Below are 22,098 nucleotides of genomic sequence, written 5' to 3'. Positions count from 1 at the left end.
TGACCCATGCAGATTCAAACCGTTAATTCCACGCACATCTTAATGCTGCCGCAAGAGATTCTCGATCAGGTGTTCCACTCAGGCGATATAGAGCCCAAAGATCTTGTGACCAAAAGCCGTGTCTGTAAAATCTTTCATCGCTGCATCATGGTGGTGTCAAACAGCCACTACTGGAAGATCAGCGTCTCACGCTACTTTCCATTTAAAATTACCGATTACAGGTTCCGGAGCCCCCCCCTTTACGCGGATCTGTTTAAAACGTACGTCATCGAAAGAAAAAAAATAGGACAAGCCAAAGCAGCCTATTTCACCTTGGCGAAAGGGGTCGCCATGGACCTTGCCAAGGCGTTGTTTAAGTGCGGTAAACCGTGCCTTGCAAACACTGTCCTACAGCCATTTCTCAGGGTCGCTCCTCTCGATCGAGAACTCAATCATGCCCTTAAGACCATCAGAACAAAGCTCCACCCTTTCAATCTTATTGAACTTACCACTAGCTCCGATGGAAGCAGAGACGCTCCAGGTCCAATCTACATCATGAATGAGCACCCCTCCCCCCTCGTTTCAAACCCCTCTACAGATTTGCTAAGTAAAATTGACGAGTATAAAAAAACAGCTCTCCCACTTGCCCTTAGCATAGGTGAAGCGGTATTCCAATTAAACGACCCTCAAGAGGTCACGCCCGAGTTATATGCGATTTTGTACCCGTTTAATGTGCTCTCTGCACAATCGGGACACCTGCATTTTCTGTTCTATAAAATCCACTCCCTTCCCGGATCGTCTTTTTACAACAAAAGGGCGGCCATGGAGCATCTTGGCCAATCTGCAAACCACAATTATCCTCCCGGCCTTCTCGCGTTGGCTGACATCGATGCGGAGGGCTTACGCAGCAATCGAAATTACGAAAGAGCGTTCACCTTCTACCAATTGGCGGCCGAGAGAGGAAACAGATTGGCCTCAACGCGCCTGGGCAAATGCTTCGAGAATGGAGTGGGTAAAAAAGCCGATCTCACAAGAGCGCGCCTTTGCTACATTGCTGCCGAGGATTTGGGCTGCCCTGAAGGCTCTTTGCGGCTGGGACTTTACTTGAAAGCATACGATGAACATGCCTCTCCTGAATTGATTTATTCCCTTTTTTGCAAAGCGACCGAAGCCGGGCTAGCGGAAGGGGCCTATCACAAAGGGCTCTGCCTGGAATCGGGCTTTGGCGTAATGAAGGATCTCGAACAGGCAAAGAAGTGGTATCAAGCTGCCAGTGATGCAAAGCACTCCGGGGCTGCATCCGCACTCATTAAAATGACGCGGCCGCATCCCGCTTGCAGCGAGGTGGATCCACCCGCTGCGAAGAGACCGCGAGTCGAGACCACCCGAGGAATAGAATAGCTCTCTCTCTGATACGTTTTGGCCGAGTGAGGCTATGGCGAAAGTGTCTCAAGATTTGGGTTTGACAAAGAACAAGCCCCAATGCCAATTTCTTTAGACAGCAATCCCCTGATTTTACGCTTACCGGGGCGCTAGTCTATCCATTCGAAGGATTCGGATTTCGGCATCTGTGAAAACACTTCGACAACAAAGGGAGGTGGGATGATCACTTTCCGCTTACTGCGGTCAATCATCGCTCCATCGACTGTCACAACTGCTGCCAAGGTGCCGTCCTCTTTGGTAATGGGATGCTCCAGAGTCCAGCGGGAAAAATCCCGCTTTGCCTTCTTAAGGAACAAAGCCACAAAAATACGCTCGCCGGGCCGGATTTCCCTTTTAAAAACGCTCTCTTCCCGAAAGAGTACGGGACCAAACCCTTCTTTGTGCATGTATTCCAGCGTCAGTCCCCTCTCCTTCAAAAAATCAACGCGCGAGAGGGCTCCGTATTGATAATAAGCCCAATGGGTAGCGTGAAGATTAGGATCAAAATCTGACCACCGCACCTGTATCTCTTTCACATACTGATCCATATACCCCCATTAGCTTGTGCAGCCCTCATCAACGATCTTCTTCTTTAAAAGATGTCCATCAATGATTTAGCATACTGACTGCCATATATTCCGAAAGTGCTTCAAAACTTGACTTTTTGACTATGATAAGGCCAAAAATCACGTTTTGAGACACTTTCGATATAACTCAACGTTAATTTTAAATCCATGAACAGTAAGCCACTTATCATCTTAGGAAGCTCAAGGAAGGATGGCCACACCGCCAAAGCAATCGACACGATAACCGGCACGTCTCCCCTTCCCTTTGTTGACCTCAGCTCCCTCAACATGACGTATTTCGATTATGATTTTGAAAACAGAGCTGACGACTTTATCCCCCTGATGGAAAAGGTCGTCGAGCACAATCCCCTGATCTTGGCGACGCCGGTTTACTGGTACACAATGAGCGCCGTCATGAAAACGTTCCTCGACCGCTGGAGCGATCTCCTGACGTTCAGAAAAGACTTGGGCAAGAAGCTTAAAGGAAAAGACCTCTACTTAATCACTTCTTTCGGTACCAGCATGCCCAAAGGATTTGAAGAGCCCTTCATTCAAACCGCCGACTATATGGGTATGCACTTCCGCGGCTGCTTTTACTTCTACAGCGGCAAAGACCCGGATCTCATGAAGGAAAATGAAAGGCGTGTTAAAGAGTTCAAAGCCCTTCTGAAAAAAAATGGCGTCCTTTCTTCCTAGTGCCCTGTTCTATAAGCTTTAACGACCGGTCGCAGGCTAAATCGCCTGATTTGTTTATGGTCAATCTCTTACAGGATATGGTATAGAAAAAAAAAGAGGGCTTTCATATGATGGCAGCCAGCCTATCAAATCAAAATTTCACTGCACTTATGAGTCTTTTGAGGCACTCTTATGATCTCACTTATACGTCCTTTGCTAGCGGCTTTCATCTTTCCACTCCCTCTGGCAGCCAATATCGTTCCGGACTATTTCGGGAAAAACACTAAATATGATTATTCCGAGCACATGGAAATCAATGTGCCGGACGATGAAGTACGCGACAAATGGAAACTTGCGAACCGAATTGTTGCCGACGACGGCATCGCCACATTCGAGTGGATCCCCCAGATGCAAAAGCTGGAAAATCGCACAGAAATTTTGACAGTGCAGTTTATGGCCAAAAGGCTAAAGGACATAAAGCCGTCAACTGCCAAGGAACTGGCGACCAATATCTACAAGCAGGCTCGTATGCAATACCCGGAGCTGCGCTGGAATGTACTTAAGGATGGCGAGACAGACTATCTCTATGAATGGATCCTCCCAAGGGGGGCCGACGGTATTGACCCTCAGCACGAGATTGTCCGCATCATTTCAACAGACAGGGGCTTTCACCGCATTGCCTATGAAAAGAGGGTAGCGACTTTAGACGCGGTAACCCGAAAGATCTGGATTGACCGTTTAGCTTCCTCTCCTTTGCTAAAATACTGATAGCGAACCGATGCATACCGGAAAGTGTCTCAAATTTTGAGACACCTTCCGATGTAAAAGCCAGCTTTTGATTGCAAGCAGGCGCATTTTCAGCTTATTGATTATTCAGCAGCTGTTTGATTTTTCCCTGAACATACGGGAGAGCTGTCGTCGCGGTGATGATCATCGCACATCTCCACCCCAAACCCGCAAATGCCTGTTTAGTGAAGCAGATGCTCGAAAATCTCTCAGCATAGCTCAAATCCCTCTGCAGCCTTGTCTTATAAGTGTCTAACGACTGGCTGAAGATGCCTGCAAAAAGACCCGATATCATGGCGGCAGCCACACCAGGGCGGCAGCCATATGTGCCGGACCGGGTGCGGCCCCCATTTGCTTAAAGCGCTCCTTCATATAGGGGGTCAAACCGAGATAAGCCCCCGTAAACGCAACTTCTCGGCCCGCTGTATAAACAAGCCCGCGGAAAAAAACCTGAGGCCCTGCGGTTTTAACCAAGATCTTCATCGTCTGGAGAAAAGATTTCCCTGTTTTTTGCTGCTGAATCATGATCAGCTCCGCCGGGTTGACGACGATGCTGGAGGCCGCTCCGGCCAAGGCTGCTGCCGCAAGAGGATTCATCCAGTTTGCGAAGACACTATTCGCGACGGTCTGCAGGGCGATTGTCGGGGCAAAACTCGCCGCGAAGCCCCCAGCACCGCGATACAAAGCCCGCGGGCTGAACGTCCACATTTTTCCTGCGAGAGTTGTTGATTGCGATTCAATCGATCTTGCCTGCGACATGTTCTTGTAATAGATCATGGGCTGCAGCAAACCCACTGTAGCCACCCCTGAGAGTCCCCCCGCAAATAAATCTTGCCAGAACGGTTTTACGCTTTGTTTTTCATTGATTTGTGTAGACATAGTTTACTCCTTATAATAATAACAAAAATTAATCCTCGCTCGATTTCGAGGCAAATCGGTACAAGCATCACAAATGCCGATAGACGGACATTTGCGTGCAGGCGGTGGCTTTCCGAACAGAGCCTTTTAAGGCGCTGTCTGAAAGTTAACTAAAAAATGATCTAAAGAGATGTGTGAATGTGTGCGCTAGCACACAAGAATAAAGGGAAGGAAAGAGAAAAAAAGGAGGGAGGAGGCAAACTTTAAGTTCGACGCATACGATGCGTAGGGTTGATCCCTGTGCGGTGTATCACAACGAGATGTATTCATGGCTGCAATGATCCTTTGATTTTATGGTATTTTTCTAAGTGCCGGGTATTTTCTATATGCGGCTTCCGGCCCTCATATCAAGCCTTATTTTGGTAACTGACGGATGTGTTATAATAGGGATTAATGTATGTGCGCGCTAACGCACAAGAATAAGGGAGAGAGCGAAAATGCTAAGGGAACCTGAAATGCTTTGCAGGTGAGCCTTAGGACTTGCGTCAGATTGGAAGTGGGAATGTTTTTGGTTTTCCATGCAGCCATGATATCTGAAATGGAATTTATACGCAAGGACTTGAAGAAAGAAGGCCGCACCCCTCCCCTTTTTTTAATGTCTATACGGATGCTTGATATGCCTTTAAGTAAGACCCTCTCCAGTAGCGGATAAAATAGAGGGAGAAGGTAAAAAAGCTCATCGAAGCAATGATCATCCACGCCACATCGGCGCCTCCCTTCCCTAGATAAATCAACCAGGCTGTCGGCAGTATATAGGCGATCCAGTGCACGGAGGCACTGACGTAAAAGATGTAGCGTGTATCACCGGCTGCCTGAATAAAGCCGATCAGAATCCAGCTGAGTCCGTCCAGCAGGAAAAAGAGGGACATGTAAAACAGCGCTGTTGTGAAGGAAGCGTCAAAGCCGCTTCTGGTAAACGATGCCACGTTCTCTTCAGCCAGGAACAATTTCAATAGGGCGCCTGGAAATAGTATAGCAATCAACATTAAGCCCGACGAAAAGAGGGTATGCAGGGAGAATGCTGACTTCAGAACCTTCCCAAGATAACTGTAAGCCTTTCCTCCGAGTAAATTGGAGGCGATAGCCCCCGCAGCTTTAGACTCTGCCTCGATAATGAACGAACTCAGTACATAAAAGCTTTGCACCATGGCGACAAGGCTCATCTGCTCTTGAGACACCGACATAATCATCCGGAAGAACAAAAAATGGCAAATCACTTCCATCAGATGTCCAAGACCCGACGGCATACCGATCGACAGTCCCTCTTTCATCACCCCTCTGCTGATGCCGATTGAGGCTGTGCCATATTCCTTGCGGTAGCCGGAACTTAAAAAGACAAGCAAGAGGAGCAGAACTTGGCATGATTGTGCAATCCCCGTGGCAAGACTCGCTCCCTCCACACCCAGTGCGGGAATACTGCCCGCTCCAAAAATAAGCAGCCAATCGAGAATAATATTGATGGCATTGCCAATCAGGGCGGTTATGGTCACGATACGGACACTGCCAATGGCAATAAAGAAACCCGCCAGAGAAATCTGTATCAATTGCGCGGGACCGAAGAGCATAAGCGTGCTGAAATAGGCCGTCTCGTACTCGGTGTTGCCGCTCCCGAAAAAAATCAACCCAGGGGCCGCCCAGCTGATCAAGAGAAAAACCGGGAGGGAGAGAAGCGCCATGTGGATAAACTGCCAAACAGAACTTCCGGCACGGGCACAGGAGTTTTCGCCATGCAGCCTACCTACCAAGACCTCTGAAATGGCTGCGACGCCCATCGGCATCACTAAGAACATATAGTAGGCAATACCTCCGCTCGCGGCAGCATTCAGTGCCATCGGATCGAATCGGGAGAGGAAAAGGCGGTCTGCAAACATCATCAGCGTTGAGGACATCAGGCCGATCATCAGCGGCCATGACATAGCCCAAAATTCTCTGATCGATCCCAGGGGATGTTTTGTCAGTTGATATGAAGGTTTCATCTTAAATCATCTTCTTTTCTTTAAGTTCTGCCATTATTCTTTTTAAGCCTGTTTCCACATGCTGCCTAATCATGGATGCAGCGCGGGCCTTATCGCGCTTTAAACAAGCATCAGCCAGACCGGAATGCTCGGTATGGTTCACTTGAAATTTAGATACCTTCCCACCAAAAGCAACATTCCAGTACCTTTCGAACTTCTTGAAAAGGAACGCTCGAATCTCCATCAGAGTCTTAGACCCGCAGCCACTCACCAGTGCTTCATGAAAAACCCTGTTAAGCTCTGTCCACTCAAGGTAGTTGCTCTCATCAATCAAAACCCCCTCTTCAGCTTCTTTAAGGCGGTAGAGCGCGGCAACGATCGTCGCCTCCCAGTTCTTATCCCCTCTCTCTATCGCCTTGGTAATCGCAAGAGTTTCAAGGTCGATATAGGTGGCATAGAGATCAAGCATGTCACTTTCGCTGATTGCGGAGACACGGAACCCCTTATTGTCTGTCGCTTCGACAAGACCTGTTTCAGCGAGTCTCGATAGCGCCTCGCGCACCGGAGTCGGGCCCACCCTCAACTTTTTTGAGAGCGGCAGCACTTTTAACTTTTCGCCCGGCTTCAGCTCGGCCGTCAAAATTAAATTCAGCAATGTATCGAAACACTGATGCGATAAGATCATAAAACTCCAATTTATCGATATTATATCGTTTTATCGATATTATTTCAAGTGAGAAAGGGAATCGAGCAACCGCTGCCGGTCAAGCTTAACAGCCCAACACTCATGGTCTTGTTTTCCAAAGAAGACCCAAAAATGATCTGCTTCGATGAGAAACCCACAGGGAAAGACAACCCGCACCGGATGCCAATAAGGGGCATAATTTGCCGAGGTATAAAACCCAAGTCCCACGATCGGATCGGGACTGATGGATAAAAGGTGAAACGGGGGTTTTGAAGAGAAAGTATAAGCACCGAAAAAATAGTGCGGCATCGACTCGCTGTCGGAGTGAATGGTTGCCATCGGACAGGAGGAGTGAAAAAATGAGAGATAGCGATCAGAATCAATCAACAAGGCGGGAGTGCCGCCCCTCATTTCGCCGAAAGGCCAGTAGAGCTCTCGGTCTGACGAGAATATCTCCCTGCAGGAGGCTTGTTCTTTAGAGAGCAAAAACACGCGATGCGGTGCAAGAGAGTAAGACAAGAGAAGATGCCCCTCAAATTCGAAGGGAACCCAGTTCTTTTCGCGGCGTCGATTGGAAGCCCCGGGAAAATCCCGGATGGGGTCAACTCTCACGATTTCAATCGAGTTGCCGCGGCAATCCAACTCCGCAATGAAAACTCGCCATGACCCCCACTCACGTGCCGCATCGGCCGTATCACTGAATACGATGTACAATCGTCCACCCACTTCTATTAGCCTGGCATCTTCAGCATTGGCAGAAAGCTCGCCTTCGCGAAAAAGTGATTCGATCCGGAGCAGCTGAGGAACGCTCTTCACGGTAAAATCGTCGTTCAACTCCACAATGCCAATCCTTGATCCGAAGTGGGGCGAGGAGGCGGAGCGAGCAGGTGCAATCATGACCCTGAATGTCATGTAGATCGTTTCCTGAAAGCGAATGATCGAAGGATTAAAGGCGTGAGGGTATCCAGGGATTTCAATCTTTTTCGACTCGAGGACGAAAGACTGCGAGGAGGCTTCTATATCAATGAGAGAGGAATGCAGGAGGGCACGGCAGATGACCGCGAGAAACAAAAGGGGCTTCCAGGGAGGGAATGGGGTAATCTTAGCGACAAGGGAATGGGACATGATAGCTTATGCATCCGTATTAACGAGCCTATCGTGTAAATAAGCTCTAGTAAACCTACGGCAGTATAACAGACTCACTAAATTGGAAGAAGAATTCGCCAAGCCAGCTTAACTCAAAAGAGTTAGCGGATAAATTGCCAGGGACGCTGTTCATCAGGAATTAAATCTGTCTCAATTCACTGTCTTAAGACTATCCAACAGGGGTTTTTTATCCAATTTCACCACCCACATCTCATGATCTTGCCTTCCGTAGACAACCCACACAAAGTTACTGTCCATCAAGAATCCACATGGGAATATAGCTACAACAGGTTTCCAATAAGGAGTATATGATTCTCCGTGATAAAAACCCGTTCCCACAATAGGTTCTGGACTACATTCAAGCAGATCAAAAGGAGGGTCTGCAGCATAGGTGTAAGCCCCCATAAAATAATGAGAAGACACTTTAGCCTGAGAGTGAACTGACGGCATATCAATCCAGGAATGAAAAAAAGAAAGATAGCGGTTATCATCAAGAAGTAATCCTGGTGTTCCGCCCCTAAGCTCACCCCAGGACCAATCAACCGCTTTATTCGAGGTGGAGATGAAGTCGCAACGACCCGCTCTACAATTGTTGTGGAAGACAGTATGGGGTGTAATGCTATAGGATAGCATCAACTCTCCATTGTAATCGAAAGGCACCCAATTTTTCTCTCTCCTCGAGGGGTCATTCTGTGGATATTCATTCAAGCATATCTCAGGACCTATCTCAAATTGCGATCCATTGTGCAAAAGTTCCGTGATGTATACCCTGAACCCTCCTCTTGAGACTTTGACATCTTTACAATCACTGTAGACCAGCATTAGCTTTTCGCCGACATAGAGAAGGCGGCCATCTTCGGCCCTCGAGGGAAAAGATCCCGAGGACAATTTGAGAGGTAGGATATAAGGATCGCCGGCAGATTCGAAGTTCTCATCGACAAACATCAGGCCGATGCAGGACAGAAATTTATTTTTTAGATCCGGCAAATAACGAAATGAGAGCAAAATTTTCCCTTTCCATCGGATAATTGAAGGATTGAATGCGTGGGGATATCCGGGCACTTCGATCTTCTTCACTTCTCGCACAAAGTCGCTTAGATTGCTTTCAAGATCGGGTAACTCTTCGTTACCGAAAAGGGCCGGGGGAAAACTCAGCAAAGCAAACAGAAGCAAGAGATTGATATACATATGGCTCTTAGAGGTTGTTGTATCGAAAGTGTTTTAAACTTTGGTTTGGCAAAGGGCATTCTTTACGACTGAAGGGCCTCAAGTCTCCTAATATTGGAAATATGAGGGTATTCACAATCTTTTATCCACTGAAGAATTAGACGAGCCAAAATTCCAAATCCAGAGAAACTTTCGCTATACACGAGCGTTAATATTCGGTTTCTAGCGGCACAAGGCTCTTCAGAAGCCCTTTCTTATCGAGTTTCATGACCCACACCTCGTGATCTTGCCTACCGTAGGAAATCCAGATATTGTCCCCTTCTACAATATAACCGCAGGGAAAAACACAACGTAGCGGTTTCCATGTGATGTAATACGGCTCTTGATAGAAGCCTTTGGCGAAGATCGGCTCCGGACTCACCCGCTTGAGCTCGAAGGGCGGCTCAGCGCTAAAGGTGTAGGCTGCGATAAAATAATGACTGATTTTTTTGCCATTGGAGTGAGCGGAAAACATATCTTTCCAGCAATGAAAAAAAGACAGGTATTCGTTTCCAAGCTTTAACGCTTGGGTTCCCCCTCGGATGTCACCCCAAGGCCATTCGATCTTTGCCTTGGTCTCAGCAATCAAGCGACACGCCTCTGCTCCCTTGACGGGTTGATAAACGCGGTGGGGCACAATGGTATAAGAGAGATAGAGCTCCCTATTATAGACAAACGGCACCCAGTTTTTTTCGATTGGCTTCAAGGGTTTGCCTTCGATGGCGTGGATTGCCTCAGGATCTTGCAGAGAGAATGCGGAGCCGTCAAAAATCAGGCGAGAGTACATCACACGCCGTACCTCTTTCCCCTCTTCTAAGAACACATTGCTGTAGACGACAAATAGATTCTCACCAATTTTAATGAGCCTGGGATCTTGTGCGCGAGACGGATAACTTCTGCCTTCTTCGTCGATTTGTAAAATTTGCGGTGTGCCTTTGACTTCAAAGTGACTGTCCAGCCAAACCAGTCCGACCGGATCGGTATTACCCGTCTCCTTATCTCTGAAGCGGAAGCTCATCAAATTCTTCCCCTGCCACTTGACGATGGAGGGGTTGAAGGCATCCGGATATCCGGGAATGATGATTCTCTTCGTTTCCAAGACAAAATCCTGAGCGCTCTCTTCCAGATTAACATAATCGGGAGCCGAGTAACATCGAATGAGGCTAAAGAGGGCCAATTGCAAAAGAAGTGTAAACTGGATCAACGGGCTCCTCATAAAATTCCTCTTTTGAAATCAGGTTTGATTCTCACTTCCGTCGACCAAAACTCGAATGGAAAAGCCTCATAAAGCTTCTCAGGATTAAATCGAATCGGGCGCTCTCCACCCATTTCCAATGCCTCCTGAATTGACTCGGCGTATTCAAACGTCGCCCTTCCCGACCCTCTGTAGTAGTCGTTATATTTCAGCAAAGGCTCCGTCTCGGTGACGCGCAGTAGACGTGCCGGAATCCCGTACGCTTCGGCTATGATTATGCCATGCAAGGAACTGGAGACCACAAACTTTGACTGCAATATTGCCCTGACAACCACATCCCATGGATCTGTCGGGTAAACGACGTTACTGTAAAGCTCTCTGGGAAAGAGGTGCAGCTCCGTATAGTGAGGGATCACTATATAGTCGTAAAGAGGTTCCTCACTCTTTGAGAACTCAGGAAAAAGATAGGGGAAGAGAAGCGCCGGATCCCCATACACCTCAGGAACGGGTATACTGAAGGAATTTTGAAGGAATGCCCTTGTGATGGGACCTCTAACAGCCCTCACATCAAGATTTTTAAACCTATAGCTGGATTTTTCAGGCAGTTTGCCGTTGAGACCCGTCCCCCAAATCACATCACCATCGTCTGCAAACGAAAGGATAGATCCCAGCGCCAAGAGCTTCTTTGGATTATTGGCGGGTTTGCGCTGAAATGTCTTTACAGGCTCCCCTACAATCCTCTCAACCAGTTTGAGGGAGATATAATCTCCAAAGTTAACAAATGCTTTTTGCTGCCACCAGTAAAGGGGCAGCCCAGCCTTTCCAACCTCTTCCGCATGTCCGCAAAAAGAGCAAAAAAGGGATATCGTGATGATGAATAATGCTTTCATATACCATTGTCAGCGGTTAAAAAACCTCTATAACAAATTGGAAGCTATTCTTCAATTAATTATTTCATCTCAGAGACACTCAGAGTTTAAAGGTCATCTCCAGCAGTGGTTTATACCGAAAGTAGCGCGAAACGGCATTCCAGCTCATATCTCCACTATTCGGTCTGTTGCTATGCCTCAATCGGGTGCGCTTCCTAAAAGCCTAAAGCCAAATTTTGAGACACTTTCGGTTTGCGTCAAGTCCTACGAATTCAGTTTTAAGACGCCTCAGCAATGGATCACTCAGCTAAATTCACATCCATTTCCTCAGGATCCGGATTGAAAAGCCCCACTGATTTTATTATCTTCAACTACTCCTGAAAGAGACTCGGATGATATAGCCTCGCCACTGAAATGGGGTGCGCAAAATTTGCCAGAGTGGCGCTTAGTTTCTATTCCACCGGAACCTATACCACTCTTCCCGCAATGTATAACCTCTGACCGACGAATTCTCTTCTGCGAAAAAGTCTCAAAATTTGTGATTTTGCCCCCACGAAAGCCATGTTTTGAAGCGCTTGCAGAATACCATGTGGAATATCACCTCACGCACGACCTTTCGATTGCGCAACGCTCTCAAATTTAAATTATTTTTTTAAAAACAAATACAGTATTTATTAAAAACAAATAAACACACATTAACGAAAATCATTTATTGAAATTATTCATATATTTACTTACTATTAAGATTATACCCACTAAAAAACTACAGACAGGGAGAAATTTATGTTACCAGTAGAACAGTACAGGACCGGATCAGCGGAGAATCCCAGCGACGCAGAATTTCCCCCGCAAAAACAGTCAAAGAAAGATAAAATTGCAAAAGCACTCCATTCACTAGGCGCTCTTTTTCACTCAGACAAGCACAAAGCGCAAGCCGAAGATGCATCACCTCAAAAAGCAGTTAAAGAATTGAAGTTGCAAAGAACAACCTCCTCTTCCAGCCAGACTGCCATCACCTCCACTTCAGCAAGCAGCCAAGGGTTGGCTACGGACAACGACGAATTGGACTTTAGTGACGACTTCTACTTCTCACCTGCCTATACCTATACATCTGAACAACTGCAGCAAATTGAAGAAATTGACAGCCTGTGGACCGAGCGCTGGGGGACCCTTGAAACGCTCGAAAAGTTTGAGTCGAACATGCATCTCCTGGTCGCTCCCCACCAACACCTCATCCCCAAAGTCAATCCTCTTGAGCCATCGGGCACAATTTACATGGGTAGCTATCCCGGAGACAATCCCTACGACCATACAGATCTGGGTGCCGAAATTAAATTACCCATTCTCCTAAAAGAACTGGGGATCAACCAGATCGTCTGCTTGCAAAAACAAGATGAGCTAGACGCTTCGTTTACACCCTATCAGGAAACAGCCCTTAGAATTGCCCGTGAACTCAAGCTGACGACACCACAGTTCCTTCATTTTGGCATCCGCGACGTCAGCATCGCACCCGACAACGATGTTTACCATTTCGTGTTAGAGACCCTTTTGCCTGCTATCACAAAGCCCGGAATGAAAACCTATATTCACTGCTGGGGAGGTAACGGGCGCACAGGCACGATCTCGTCTATCGTCCTAGCCGCTTTGTTCGGGCTTGATGCCGAGACAGCGCTGAAGAAGGTCAATACCTATCACAAAATCAGGATCAACCCCCAGTACAACGCCCCGGAAACAGAAACACAAAAGAATCAGGTAAGGCGGCTCGTGCCTAAAATTGTCGCTGAGGCTACCGACCCTGAGAAAAATGAACGCTAGATTATACACATAGCCGCTACTGAGGATTCCCATGCGCCACCGACTAATCGCCCTGATACTTTTACTGTCCGCTCCTCTCTTTTCCGAGAGGAGCATTCATCCTACAAAATATGAAGATCAAGAAGAGATTTTAGAGAACGGTGGCGTCATGCTTCTGTCGTCTAAAATTCATGATGTGCTCATCTACCAGACACAAGAAACTATCAGAGGCAGAAGAGCCAACTTTTTCTTTTCGATCACCCACTACGGAGACAGGCCTGTGAATCTGTACTTCGAAAGCCTGACAGCAACCGATCAAATGGGCAGACCGCTACGCATTATTCCGAAAAGAGAGCTCATTCGCAGTAAAAAGCAACAGACCCGTTGGAACCTGTTCGCCTCCGGACTAGTTGAGTGTCTCGAGGCTGACAGGGCAAATAACGCCGGCGATACCACCATCCACACAGTAACTCGGAAACGCGAACGGGTAAGGTATCAAGGAGACGAAAGGAGGGGCCGGCCGATCAACGTGGAGTCCGCAGCGACCTACACCTCATGCGGCGTCATCCACAATGAAGCCGAGCGGCAACGGGCACTGCGAGCCGTTCGACACGAAGCCTCTGCAAGGAACAGCGCTATTGTCGCCCGCCAGCAAATATTTGAAGAAGACATGCACAGTCACTATTTCGATGCGCAAACGATTTACCCCGACGAGAATTTCGCTGCCAATTTTCAAATCGAGATCCCAAAGACTGTTGAAAAAGATCTTCAATTCATTTTGATTCACTTGGATTTAGGGGAAGAGAGACACACCTTTGCATTTTATACAAAGGAGCTATAGGCCCTAGCGGCTCTGATCGATCAGAACTCTTCAGTTTGCGCCCGCCGCGCGAGCCGCCATTCATTGGAATCCAATGCATGATGGACAAAAGGCAGGGCGAGAAGTTTCTTTTTCTTCTGCATATTTTTAAGGCTGACTGTCCCGATCAACGGCGCATCCAATAAGGCTACAGCCGTAGGGGTGATTTTTTCACAGCAATCCAGTACCAACAGGGATAGAGCCGAGAATTTGGCAATCCCCGCAAGAGAGTCATTCTCGATCGCACTACCCGTGAGGTTAAGTACTTCAATTCTTTGCCTGAACTCGCCGTCTTCGCTGAATGCGGAACCTGCCACCTGCGGCATCGACCTTAGAGCTACCCGAGTAAGCTTGGGAGCCCTCATAAGCGCCCTTACGCCTTCGTCTGTCAACCCTTCAAGACCTGTCAAATCAATCGACTCAAGCGAGGAATTTTCAAGCCCGGCAAATGCCCGGTCGGTAAGCAGATCTGCATAAGAGAGGCTGAGGCGCTTCAGTTTTTTATTCTGCAACAGGGCTTGTACGGCTTCATCTTCGCACTGCCTGGCGGCATCTATCGAGAGCTCAGTCAAGGGGAGATTTGCCAAACTTGCGATGAACGCTGAAGATAACCTGTGTCCGGAGACCTTCAAACTGGTTATTTTTTTTCCCTGGATCAAACCTTCAAGGCCCACATCCGAAAGTGGAGACACCCACAGATCGAGCCGTTTCAGTGCAGGACAAAGAGCGCTAAGCTGCAGAGCCCTTTCATCGGTAAGGCGAATCCCAAAGCGGTTTATTTTAAGAGTTTTTAAAAATTTGCCCGATCCTTTGATAAAAGAGAGGAGATCGTTGTAATTTTGAATTCCCAGAGAATGGGGTGTTAGTGTGCCAGCATTGCACGCATGAAGCTTGCTGAAAGCAAGGGCATGAGCAATAGTTTTTTGTACGGTCATGAACCCCAGCTGGTCGCCAGCAAAAAACTCAGGAGCGTTGCGTTTGAAAATTTGAGCTTGAACGATCATGAACGCTTTTACATCACGTTCCAGTTGCTGCCTTGTGTCAGCGCATTCTGCGATCTGTTCTAAAATGGTGTAGGTGACTTCTAGGGGAAGTGAAGGGGTGTCATACCCCTCCCCATTAGGTGAGGAGGGGAATATTTGTGAGCTAGATAATTCCGATAAAACGTTCATTTTATATTAACCATTCGGCAAAACAAAAGAACATTTTAAATTAAAATTGATTAATTAATCAACTTTATTGAATCTAGGGGCCCTCTTATTAGCAGAGTAGCCTCTTGGGCCGCCAAAGCTTTCCCTTTGACCGCCGAAACCTTCTCTTTGACCGCCAAAGCCTTCGCGCCTACCGCCAAAGCTCTCTCTTTCACCACCGGAACCCTCTCTTGGACCACCAAAACGGCGTTTTGGTTTCCATGAGCCGTTTCTTGGACCGGAGAAGGAGCGTCTTCCTCTCGGAGGACCGCGTCTTGAACCACGCTCTTCGCCCTCATCTTCGTCCTGGCCGCCGGAGAGTTTTTTTATCGCTCTCCAGAACTTTTTCTCTTCTGGGGAAATGAATGACAGGGCAAAACCCTCTTTACCGGCACGGCCTGTTCTACCGACGCGGTGGATGTAATCTTCTGCACATTCAGGCAAGTCGAAATTGATGACATGCATGATATGGGGAATATCAAGACCTCTTGACGCAACATCTGTCGCGACCATGATCCTGCTTCGCTGATTTCTGAATGATTTGATAACTCGGTCACGCTTTCGCTGAGGCAGGTCACCGTGGATAGCTTCGGCGAGATGCTCTTCGTCCCTCAGTTTACGGGCGAGGTTTTCAGCGCCGATTTTTGTGCGGACGAACACGATAACGGATCCTTCCCTCTGGCCTAGTGCCTCGAGAAGAGTATCAAACTTTCTGTCGGTTGTGACATGAACTGACTCTTCTTTGATGTTTTGCGAAGGCTGCATCGCTGTATCAGCAGCCAAATGCACTGGATCGGTCAACCACTTTTTGGACATCTGCTCAATTGTCGGGGACATGGTAGCCGAAAACATCAGGGTCTGTTTCTGGGCCGGCAGTTTTTTGGCGATTGCCGCTAGATCGTCGCTAAACCCGAGATCGAGCATCCGGTCTGTTTCATCAAGAATGAAGTAGCTAGTCTTTTCCAGCTTCAAGGTGCCGCGCTCGAGATGATCGCGCACACGTCCGGGAGTTCCAACGATAAAACGAGGGGTTTTTCTAAGATCGATCTCTTGTTTAAAGTAGGGTCTGCCACCGATGAGCAGGGCGATCTTAAAAGGAGCTGCGTGATTGATCAGTTTAAGGATCTCATCATTGATCTGCTGAGCCAGCTCTCTGGTGGGAGCCAAGATCAATGCACTGGACTCTTTGTCTTCCATTAAGTTGGCAAGAACAGGGATTAAGTAAGCGATGGTTTTTCCGGAGCCTGTGGCGGCGGACGCAAAGAGGTCTTTACCGGTTAAAGCGACCGGGATGGCCATCTCTTGAATGGGGGTTGGCGCCGTGATGCCGCGTTTTTCTAGCGAACGCATCAGAGCAGAGGGTATTCCTAAAGTTTCAAAAGTAGTTGTCATATGATTGATTACCTTATATTTGGATCATGTTTGTTAAAATAGGGAGCCGGGCCGAAGAGAAAAACGGTCCTCATGGGGATTCACTTGACCACTCTCCATCCGGAGAGTAGAAGAGCTTTGCCCCAAAGCGTACACAGGCATCACAAGATGCTCACCTATTCAAAAACCGTCCATCAAATGAAAAGACAAAGGCACCTCGCCTCATACGAGGCAAGGACCATCATTGACATTCACTGGATACCACGAGAATTCGAAGAGTCGGAGTCGACGCAGGTATACGGGAAAGAATTGACACTTCCTGTTAGATATTGCTAGGCGATGGCAATATCTGTTCGAAGTGGCTCATCGCCTAGCTCATGCTGATTAGTCAGCAAGTTTTAATTTGTCAGCGGAAACTCTTCCGTTGCTTGTCGCAAGTTCGTAGCTGACGCGTTGTCCTTCATTCAAGTTGTCAAGGCCAGCACGCTTGAGAGCAGTGATATGGACGAATACATCGTTACCACCTGCTTCCGGTTGGATAAATCCAAAACCTTTTGTTACGTTGAACCACTTGACTTTACCGAATGCCATAACGAATCTCCTTTAGTTTTAATCATGGCTTGTACCACAAGCTCAAGGCTGTGATGCGAGTTTCTAATACGACACATTGTCAAAAACTCTTTGTCGAACACTAAAACTGAAAAAGAGGCCTCGAAAGCACCCGATTGGACACCGTAGGAAGGAACATAGTTTACAGATCGTGCGTACATAGAGTTAATATTGAACTCAAGACCATATTACATAAGAGAGAGAATTAGATCAACAAATTTTATTTTACAGAACAAGGCGATTCGATTTGCATACAAAAGATATTCAAACATTTCCCCTAGGTATTCAAAGGCATTTTAAAGCGAATTATAATTTAGAGGTTTTCTAAGAAACAGAATAATAATATTACATTTCACAGAGGATTTAGAATCGAAAATTGTGCCGATTTAGCATCAACACCGATCACATCCGGGAGCACAAATCAATCACAACAAACTATATTTAAGGGTTTTAAGAAAAAGTCGCCCACTCTATTCAAAAAGATCAACATCGGCAGAATAAAAAAAACGGAAACTTCAGCCGTTTCCGTGATTGGGTCACGATCCTTCGAGACAAATTTTTGGCAAGTAGGGGGGCAGGGCGACACAGCGGGTCTTACAGTTGACCGGAGTGGAAAAAACCTCGTTTCTCCTGAGCAGTTCGATAATCTCCCCTCTCTTCTCTTCCGCAGCGCTCTTTCCGGCGCAGTACAGCTCCCACTTCATTTTTTCATTAAAAGTACCAATTCCCGTTGTGCGTGGGCGAATAACGATATCCGCGCCTCTCGTGCACACCTCGTTTTGCCACATGAAGGCAATTTCTGCACTGCGGGTCGCTACCTGAAACAGATTGGTGGGAAAGGTTTTTGGAAGCAGCTCACTTAAGTCAACCGCGATCACGATTTCAGCTCCAAGATCTCTCGCCACCTTAACCGGAACAGGGTTGACAACACCTCCATCGACCAGAACGCGACCACGGTATTTACAAGGCACAAACACAAACGGTATCGAACAGGAGGCTTGCACAGCTGTCACAAGATCACCTGAACCAATCGGGACGAGTTCTCCTGTGTTAAGATCAGAAGCTACGACAACAAGAGGAATTTTCAACTCATCGAACGTCTCGGCCACCAGATGCTCATCCAAGACGCGGTGTAAGCAATTTCCTTTGGAAAGTCCGTATTTGCAATTCCATAAGTCGATATCAAGGACGGAGTCGGTCTTGATCTTCCAGATCGCGCATTTTAACGCGTCAAGATCTGGGTTATCGGCATAAACAGCTCCAACGATGCTTCCAGCACTGCATCCGACGATCAGATCAATCGGCACGCACGCATCCATCAACTCCTCAATCACTCCCACATGGGCCATACCTCGCACACCTCCGCTGCCAAGGACAAGAGCGACGCGAATTTTTTCAGGGACAGCGAAAGGCTCCGGTGGATCGGGTTCGCAAGACGGCAGAAGCCGTTTTGAAGAGCCGCAGCCGGTGAGCAGCATCGAGGCGGATAGAATCAGTATCACTAAGGTGATGTGCGTTGTTTTGCGCTTTAAAAGTGGAAAAGACATCTCTCCTCTTGCAGATCGTAGAATCGATAGGAGAGAACACTGTATCATCTTCAGCATGGCGAGCCTGTTGAGCAATTTAATTAATGGTCAATCGCTTATACCGAAAACGCCTCAAAATTTATTTTTTTGGCTTTGAGAAAGCCTTGGGATTGAGACATTTCGGCATGTAGATACATTCGGCGGCGAAGCATATTGATTTGAGGTTGCGGGCAGTCTCTTAGGCAAGGTAATGCATGAAATCATTTTTTTTAAACAAGAATCACGCAAGAGCCTCCCCGATCATTAGAGGTGATTACTTAAGAAATTTTCTCACTTACAACGCGAGACTTTACGTCGTGAGGTGATCCAAAAAGCGGATTCTTTAAGCTTACACCCCTACAGGGCAACAAAGCCTACAGATTGGAGTTTGTGGGCATTCTCCTACTGGCATGATCAGGGGATGGTCGAATAGTGGCACGAAGAGGGCTGATTCCTACAGGCAACCTCTTTGACATACGCCTCCGTTCCGCCGCAGCTAACTGAATCCGCGACTGTAACCTCATGACATGAGTTCAAGATAGCGGCCACTTTAATTTTTTCGGTATCTAAGCTATGCAGGCTCCTTTGATCACTTTGTGATATACCAATCTAGCGGCAGCCATATCCTGAACGGCCACTCCCGTCAGATCCGCTATCGTAATATCCCCCTCCGACCTCCTGCCCAGGGAAGCGTCTGCCAGGATATCTCCAATCTCCACCACATCATCCTCGCTGATCATTCCCCTCTGAAGAGCGTGGGCCGTGTCCCCAAACTGAAAGCACTGACTCCTGCTGTCCACTGCGACAACAGAAGCTCTTTTAAAGAGTGCCGGATCCAACTCCTGTTTTCCTGGGCTGTCTGCACCAACACCGGTAATATGAGTCCCCTCCCTTACATCTTCAGCCATAATCAGCGGTCTGTCAGCCGATGTTGTCGTGACGATGAGATTGCAGGAGGCGGCAAGTTGCTTCAAACTCGTGGAAGGATGAATGGTGAAGCCCTTCAATTCACACCTCGCTCCAAATTCTTTTACCCTCTCTTTTGAGCGGCCGAAGACAATCACGTCGCGGCAATCTGTAACTTCTTTGAGCAACGCTAGCTGTAAAAATGCCTGCCTCCCTGTTCCGACAATTCCTATCGAATTAATCTTTTGGGGAGCAAGAACTCTCGCGACCAATGCTCCCGCCGCTGCGGTTCTCAGATCAGTCAAATACCCCTCATCGTGCAGGATAGCAACCAGCTTTCCCGTATTTTGACAGAAGAGAAGCATCACTCCATTTCCCGGGGGAATTCCCCGTTCCCGATTACCCTTGAAGTGGGACGCGATTTTGACAACGTAGTAATCATCGTCTTTGATGAAACCGGATTTGATATGCACTTCCCCGCCCGCCTTTTCCAAATTCAAGTTGCCAACCGGGGGAACTACGGATTTTCCCTGAGAATAATTATAAAAAGCCTCCTCCATCGCCTGAATAATTTCAGGGTACGTGATAGCCTGCTCTATTTGCTTGCGCGTGATGATTAAATTTTCCATGATTGTTCCCGATGATTGATCAAAAATTCCTCTAAATGAGCTAGAGCTTCCTTAAAATTCGCCCTGCCAAAACCGATCCGGAAATAGCCTCCCGGCATCTTGTAGGCCTCACCCGGTAGCAGAAGAACCCCCGTATTCTCGAGCACACTCTTACAAAATCGATCGGATTGCCCTTGAAGAAGCCTCGGGAAGGCGATGCACCCACCGGAAGGTTCCACCCAGCTGAAGCGATCCATGTGCCGTTTAAAGAAATTCTGCAGCAGGGGATAATTTTCCTGAATGATTCCTGAGGCTCTTGCCAGAATACTCTCTTTTGCTTTCAGAGCTATCATGGCGATGATCTCACTTAAAGCACTGTTGCAGATCGAGAGATAGTGCTTCACGCCGTTGACTCTCGCAAGAAGGGCTTTATCCTGAGATGCCAGCCAGCCAATCCTTAATCCACCTAGGCCAAAAGCTTTGGACATGACGGAAAGAGAGACTCCCCTCTCATAGAGATCGCAAACAGCGGGTAACCTCTTTTGCGTGTCCCTCTCCAATAAGCGGTAGACCTCATCGGAAAAAATATAGACTCCCCACTGCCTGGCTTTTGCGACAATCATCTCCAGCTCGTCCAAAGTAAGCAAAGAGCCGGTCGGGTTGTTCGGGAAATTGAGAACGATGCACTTGGTTTTAGAGTTAATCTTGCCTATGACCTCGTCCATCGAGGGCCTCCATCCCCTACTCTCATGAAGAGCGATTTCAACAACCGCAGCTCCTAAAGAGGCGGGCACATCCCTAAGAGATTGATATGCGGGAGTAAAGACGATCACCTCATCACCCGGACTGATAACGGCTCGGAAAAAGGCATAAATGGCCTCTTCTGCTCCCGCGGCCGTTAAAATGTGATCTGGCTGCATTTTTTCATAGAGAAGAGCGATCTGCTGCAAAAGCAACGGATGCCCCCTTGTTTCTGTGTACCCCAACTTTAGAGAATGAAATAGCTGGCGGTCTTCATCATTGGCTGTTGCAAGTAACTGCTCAAGGGAAAGCGTCTCTACATCGGAGGAACTCAATAGGTAGCGTGACTTAAACTCCCACTCAGCAAAATACTCTTCTAGTTTGAATGTAGGCAGACTATGCATGACGCCCCTCCTTTTCCGATAAATATTTATAGACTGTCGCCCTCGATATCCCCAGGACATCGGCCACATATTCAGCCGCCCTCTTTGCCTTGAAGGCACCCTCTTTCTGCAAGAGGAAAATCACCTCTCTCTTTTGCTCTTTAGTCAGCAGGGTAAGGGTGGTCGTATTCTCTTTGGCATATTCATGGACATAGGTATTGATCTTCTCACGCCAGTCATCTTTAAAGAGATCGGAAGCGGAAGCAAGCGCTCCTCCGGTAAATTCCTCAAGAAGCCTTTTCATCCCCTCCATCTGCGAGATATCCAGATTAATGCAAAGCAGGCCCACTATCTTGCCTTTCTCATCTTTGATCACGGAGGTTGTCGACTTGAGCTTTCTGCCATCCCAGTTGGTCTTGTAATAGGGTTCGAAATAGTCCGGGTAGTTGCCCGTCTCCCCCTCTTCAAGTAACGAACTGTCGCCCGCTTTCCTTTTGGAAAAACTGTTGTATAGAGCAGCTATCGTATTGGTTTCGGTGTCATGGAGCACCACTTCTGCATGGGGGTGCAGCAACCCGGCAATGGCTCTGGCAGCCGGGATAAACCGCTCGATTTCTTTTCGTATTTTCATAGGCACCTAAATGTTAGAACAAGACAATTCTGTCTTATT

21 protein-coding genes are annotated in these 22,098 nt (G+C 47.6%); 5 read left to right on the top strand and 16 right to left on the bottom strand.

The window, feature by feature from the left end:
* Positions 1-6 precede the first annotated feature (6 nt).
* Positions 7-1,380, top strand: a complete 1,374-nt coding sequence (locus ELAC_RS11405; RefSeq protein WP_098039417.1) for an F-box/SEL1-like repeat protein — start codon at positions 7-9, stop codon at positions 1,378-1,380.
* Between the two features lie 131 nt (positions 1,381-1,511).
* Here ELAC_RS11405 and ELAC_RS11400 read toward each other — a convergent pair whose 3' ends face one another.
* Positions 1,512-1,949 carry an acyl-CoA thioesterase gene (locus tag ELAC_RS11400; protein WP_098039416.1) on the bottom strand — a complete coding sequence of 146 codons (438 nt, stop codon included), beginning with the start codon at positions 1,947-1,949 and terminating at the stop codon, positions 1,512-1,514.
* 186 nt (positions 1,950-2,135) lie between these two features.
* Here ELAC_RS11400 and ELAC_RS11395 point away from each other — a divergent pair, with 186 nt between their 5' ends.
* Both ELAC_RS11395 and ELAC_RS11390 read left to right on the top strand, forming a co-directional pair.
* Positions 2,136-2,663 carry a flavodoxin family protein gene (locus ELAC_RS11395; RefSeq protein ID WP_098039415.1) on the top strand — a complete coding sequence of 176 codons (528 nt, stop codon included), beginning with the start codon at positions 2,136-2,138 and terminating at the stop codon, positions 2,661-2,663.
* A 171-nt stretch (positions 2,664-2,834) separates the two neighbouring features.
* Complete coding sequence (locus tag ELAC_RS11390) at positions 2,835-3,410, top strand: hypothetical protein (RefSeq protein WP_098039414.1); 576 nt, start codon at positions 2,835-2,837, stop codon at positions 3,408-3,410.
* A 94-nt stretch (positions 3,411-3,504) separates the two neighbouring features.
* Here ELAC_RS11390 and ELAC_RS11385 read toward each other — a convergent pair whose 3' ends face one another.
* From ELAC_RS11385 to ELAC_RS11350, 8 genes are all read right to left on the bottom strand, one after another.
* Positions 3,505-3,723, bottom strand: a complete 219-nt coding sequence (locus tag ELAC_RS11385) for a hypothetical protein (RefSeq protein ID WP_098039413.1) — start codon at positions 3,721-3,723, stop codon at positions 3,505-3,507.
* Positions 3,720-4,307, bottom strand: a complete 588-nt coding sequence (locus ELAC_RS11380) for an MC/SLC25 family protein (protein WP_098039412.1) — start codon at positions 4,305-4,307, stop codon at positions 3,720-3,722. Before ELAC_RS11380 ends, ELAC_RS11385 begins: the two co-directional genes overlap by 4 nt.
* 638 nt (positions 4,308-4,945) lie before the next feature.
* Positions 4,946-6,322 carry an MATE family efflux transporter gene (locus tag ELAC_RS11375; protein ID WP_098039411.1) on the bottom strand — a complete coding sequence of 459 codons (1,377 nt, stop codon included), beginning with the start codon at positions 6,320-6,322 and terminating at the stop codon, positions 4,946-4,948.
* Position 6,323: 1 nt separating this feature from the next.
* Positions 6,324-6,986 carry a GntR family transcriptional regulator gene (locus tag ELAC_RS11370; RefSeq protein WP_098039410.1) on the bottom strand — a complete coding sequence of 221 codons (663 nt, stop codon included), beginning with the start codon at positions 6,984-6,986 and terminating at the stop codon, positions 6,324-6,326.
* Between the two features lie 39 nt (positions 6,987-7,025).
* On the bottom strand, positions 7,026-8,111 hold the full coding sequence (locus ELAC_RS11365; RefSeq protein ID WP_098039409.1) for a glycoside hydrolase family 130 protein: 1,086 nt from the start codon (positions 8,109-8,111) through the stop codon (positions 7,026-7,028).
* Between the two features lie 171 nt (positions 8,112-8,282).
* The gene (locus ELAC_RS11360; RefSeq protein ID WP_098039408.1) at positions 8,283-9,320 is read right to left on the bottom strand and encodes a hypothetical protein; all 1,038 of its coding nucleotides are present in this window, start codon (positions 9,318-9,320) and stop codon (positions 8,283-8,285) included.
* A 187-nt stretch (positions 9,321-9,507) separates the two neighbouring features.
* Positions 9,508-10,542 carry a glycoside hydrolase family protein gene (locus tag ELAC_RS11355; RefSeq protein WP_158227880.1) on the bottom strand — a complete coding sequence of 345 codons (1,035 nt, stop codon included), beginning with the start codon at positions 10,540-10,542 and terminating at the stop codon, positions 9,508-9,510.
* 8 nt (positions 10,543-10,550) lie between these two features.
* The gene (locus ELAC_RS11350) at positions 10,551-11,423 is read right to left on the bottom strand and encodes a polysaccharide pyruvyl transferase family protein (protein WP_098039406.1); all 873 of its coding nucleotides are present in this window, start codon (positions 11,421-11,423) and stop codon (positions 10,551-10,553) included.
* A gap of 762 nt (positions 11,424-12,185) precedes the next feature.
* Between ELAC_RS11350 and ELAC_RS11345 the strand changes: the two genes are divergently transcribed.
* The gene (locus ELAC_RS11345) at positions 12,186-13,217 is read left to right on the top strand and encodes a protein-tyrosine phosphatase family protein (RefSeq protein ID WP_098039405.1); all 1,032 of its coding nucleotides are present in this window, start codon (positions 12,186-12,188) and stop codon (positions 13,215-13,217) included.
* Positions 13,218-13,248: 31 nt separating this feature from the next.
* Positions 13,249-14,037 carry a hypothetical protein gene (locus tag ELAC_RS11340; RefSeq protein ID WP_098039404.1) on the top strand — a complete coding sequence of 263 codons (789 nt, stop codon included), beginning with the start codon at positions 13,249-13,251 and terminating at the stop codon, positions 14,035-14,037.
* A gap of 20 nt (positions 14,038-14,057) precedes the next feature.
* Here ELAC_RS11340 and ELAC_RS11335 read toward each other — a convergent pair whose 3' ends face one another.
* From ELAC_RS11335 to ELAC_RS11305, 7 genes are all read right to left on the bottom strand, one after another.
* Positions 14,058-15,227 carry a leucine-rich repeat domain-containing protein gene (locus ELAC_RS11335; protein ID WP_143406508.1) on the bottom strand — a complete coding sequence of 390 codons (1,170 nt, stop codon included), beginning with the start codon at positions 15,225-15,227 and terminating at the stop codon, positions 14,058-14,060.
* Positions 15,228-15,281: 54 nt separating this feature from the next.
* Complete coding sequence (locus ELAC_RS11330) at positions 15,282-16,637, bottom strand: DEAD/DEAH box helicase (protein ID WP_098039402.1); 1,356 nt, start codon at positions 16,635-16,637, stop codon at positions 15,282-15,284.
* Positions 16,638-17,000: 363 nt separating this feature from the next.
* Positions 17,001-17,207 carry a cold-shock protein gene (locus ELAC_RS11325; protein ID WP_098039401.1) on the bottom strand — a complete coding sequence of 69 codons (207 nt, stop codon included), beginning with the start codon at positions 17,205-17,207 and terminating at the stop codon, positions 17,001-17,003.
* Positions 17,208-17,761: 554 nt separating this feature from the next.
* On the bottom strand, positions 17,762-18,772 hold the full coding sequence (locus tag ELAC_RS11320) for a patatin-like phospholipase family protein (protein WP_239414540.1): 1,011 nt from the start codon (positions 18,770-18,772) through the stop codon (positions 17,762-17,764).
* Positions 18,773-19,356: 584 nt separating this feature from the next.
* Complete coding sequence (locus tag ELAC_RS11315) at positions 19,357-20,325, bottom strand: ornithine cyclodeaminase family protein (RefSeq protein WP_098039400.1); 969 nt, start codon at positions 20,323-20,325, stop codon at positions 19,357-19,359.
* Positions 20,313-21,449 (bottom strand): aminotransferase class I/II-fold pyridoxal phosphate-dependent enzyme, encoded by a 1,137-nt coding sequence (locus tag ELAC_RS11310; protein ID WP_158227879.1) that lies wholly within the window; start codon positions 21,447-21,449, stop codon positions 20,313-20,315. Before ELAC_RS11310 ends, ELAC_RS11315 begins: the two co-directional genes overlap by 13 nt.
* Positions 21,442-22,059, bottom strand: coding sequence for a helix-turn-helix transcriptional regulator (locus ELAC_RS11305; RefSeq protein ID WP_098039398.1), 618 nt, complete (start codon positions 22,057-22,059; stop codon positions 21,442-21,444). Before ELAC_RS11305 ends, ELAC_RS11310 begins: the two co-directional genes overlap by 8 nt.
* Between the last annotated feature and the right edge of the window lie 39 nt (positions 22,060-22,098).

Source organism: Estrella lausannensis, from assembly GCF_900000175.1.
Classification (GTDB): Bacteria; Chlamydiota; Chlamydiia; order Chlamydiales; family Criblamydiaceae; genus Estrella; species Estrella lausannensis.
Note: the sequence above shows the minus strand (reverse complement) of the source record. Positions and strands in the feature narration are given on the sequence as shown.

Coding starts and splice junctions, on each gene's coding strand:
- ELAC_RS11385 (WP_098039413.1), bottom strand. CDS start 3,723: ATGATATCGGGTCTTTTTGCAGGCATCTTCAGCCAGTCGTTAGACACT.
- ELAC_RS11350 (WP_098039406.1), bottom strand. CDS start 11,423: ATGAAAGCATTATTCATCATCACGATATCCCTTTTTTGCTCTTTTTGC.
- ELAC_RS11390 (WP_098039414.1), top strand. CDS start 2,835: ATGATCTCACTTATACGTCCTTTGCTAGCGGCTTTCATCTTTCCACTC.
- ELAC_RS11380 (WP_098039412.1), bottom strand. CDS start 4,307: ATGTCTACACAAATCAATGAAAAACAAAGCGTAAAACCGTTCTGGCAA.
- ELAC_RS11375 (WP_098039411.1), bottom strand. CDS start 6,322: ATGAAACCTTCATATCAACTGACAAAACATCCCCTGGGATCGATCAGA.
- ELAC_RS11345 (WP_098039405.1), top strand. CDS start 12,186: ATGTTACCAGTAGAACAGTACAGGACCGGATCAGCGGAGAATCCCAGC.
- ELAC_RS11310 (WP_158227879.1), bottom strand. CDS start 21,449: ATGCATAGTCTGCCTACATTCAAACTAGAAGAGTATTTTGCTGAGTGG.
- ELAC_RS11315 (WP_098039400.1), bottom strand. CDS start 20,325: ATGGAAAATTTAATCATCACGCGCAAGCAAATAGAGCAGGCTATCACG.
- ELAC_RS11360 (WP_098039408.1), bottom strand. CDS start 9,320: ATGTATATCAATCTCTTGCTTCTGTTTGCTTTGCTGAGTTTTCCCCCG.
- ELAC_RS11405 (WP_098039417.1), top strand. CDS start 7: ATGCAGATTCAAACCGTTAATTCCACGCACATCTTAATGCTGCCGCAA.
- ELAC_RS11340 (WP_098039404.1), top strand. CDS start 13,249: ATGCGCCACCGACTAATCGCCCTGATACTTTTACTGTCCGCTCCTCTC.
- ELAC_RS11330 (WP_098039402.1), bottom strand. CDS start 16,637: ATGACAACTACTTTTGAAACTTTAGGAATACCCTCTGCTCTGATGCGT.
- ELAC_RS11400 (WP_098039416.1), bottom strand. CDS start 1,949: ATGGATCAGTATGTGAAAGAGATACAGGTGCGGTGGTCAGATTTTGAT.
- ELAC_RS11305 (WP_098039398.1), bottom strand. CDS start 22,059: ATGAAAATACGAAAAGAAATCGAGCGGTTTATCCCGGCTGCCAGAGCC.
- ELAC_RS11320 (WP_239414540.1), bottom strand. CDS start 18,772: ATGTCTTTTCCACTTTTAAAGCGCAAAACAACGCACATCACCTTAGTG.
- ELAC_RS11325 (WP_098039401.1), bottom strand. CDS start 17,207: ATGGCATTCGGTAAAGTCAAGTGGTTCAACGTAACAAAAGGTTTTGGA.
- ELAC_RS11395 (WP_098039415.1), top strand. CDS start 2,136: ATGAACAGTAAGCCACTTATCATCTTAGGAAGCTCAAGGAAGGATGGC.
- ELAC_RS11370 (WP_098039410.1), bottom strand. CDS start 6,986: ATGATCTTATCGCATCAGTGTTTCGATACATTGCTGAATTTAATTTTG.
- ELAC_RS11335 (WP_143406508.1), bottom strand. CDS start 15,227: ATGAACGTTTTATCGGAATTATCTAGCTCACAAATATTCCCCTCCTCA.
- ELAC_RS11365 (WP_098039409.1), bottom strand. CDS start 8,111: ATGTCCCATTCCCTTGTCGCTAAGATTACCCCATTCCCTCCCTGGAAG.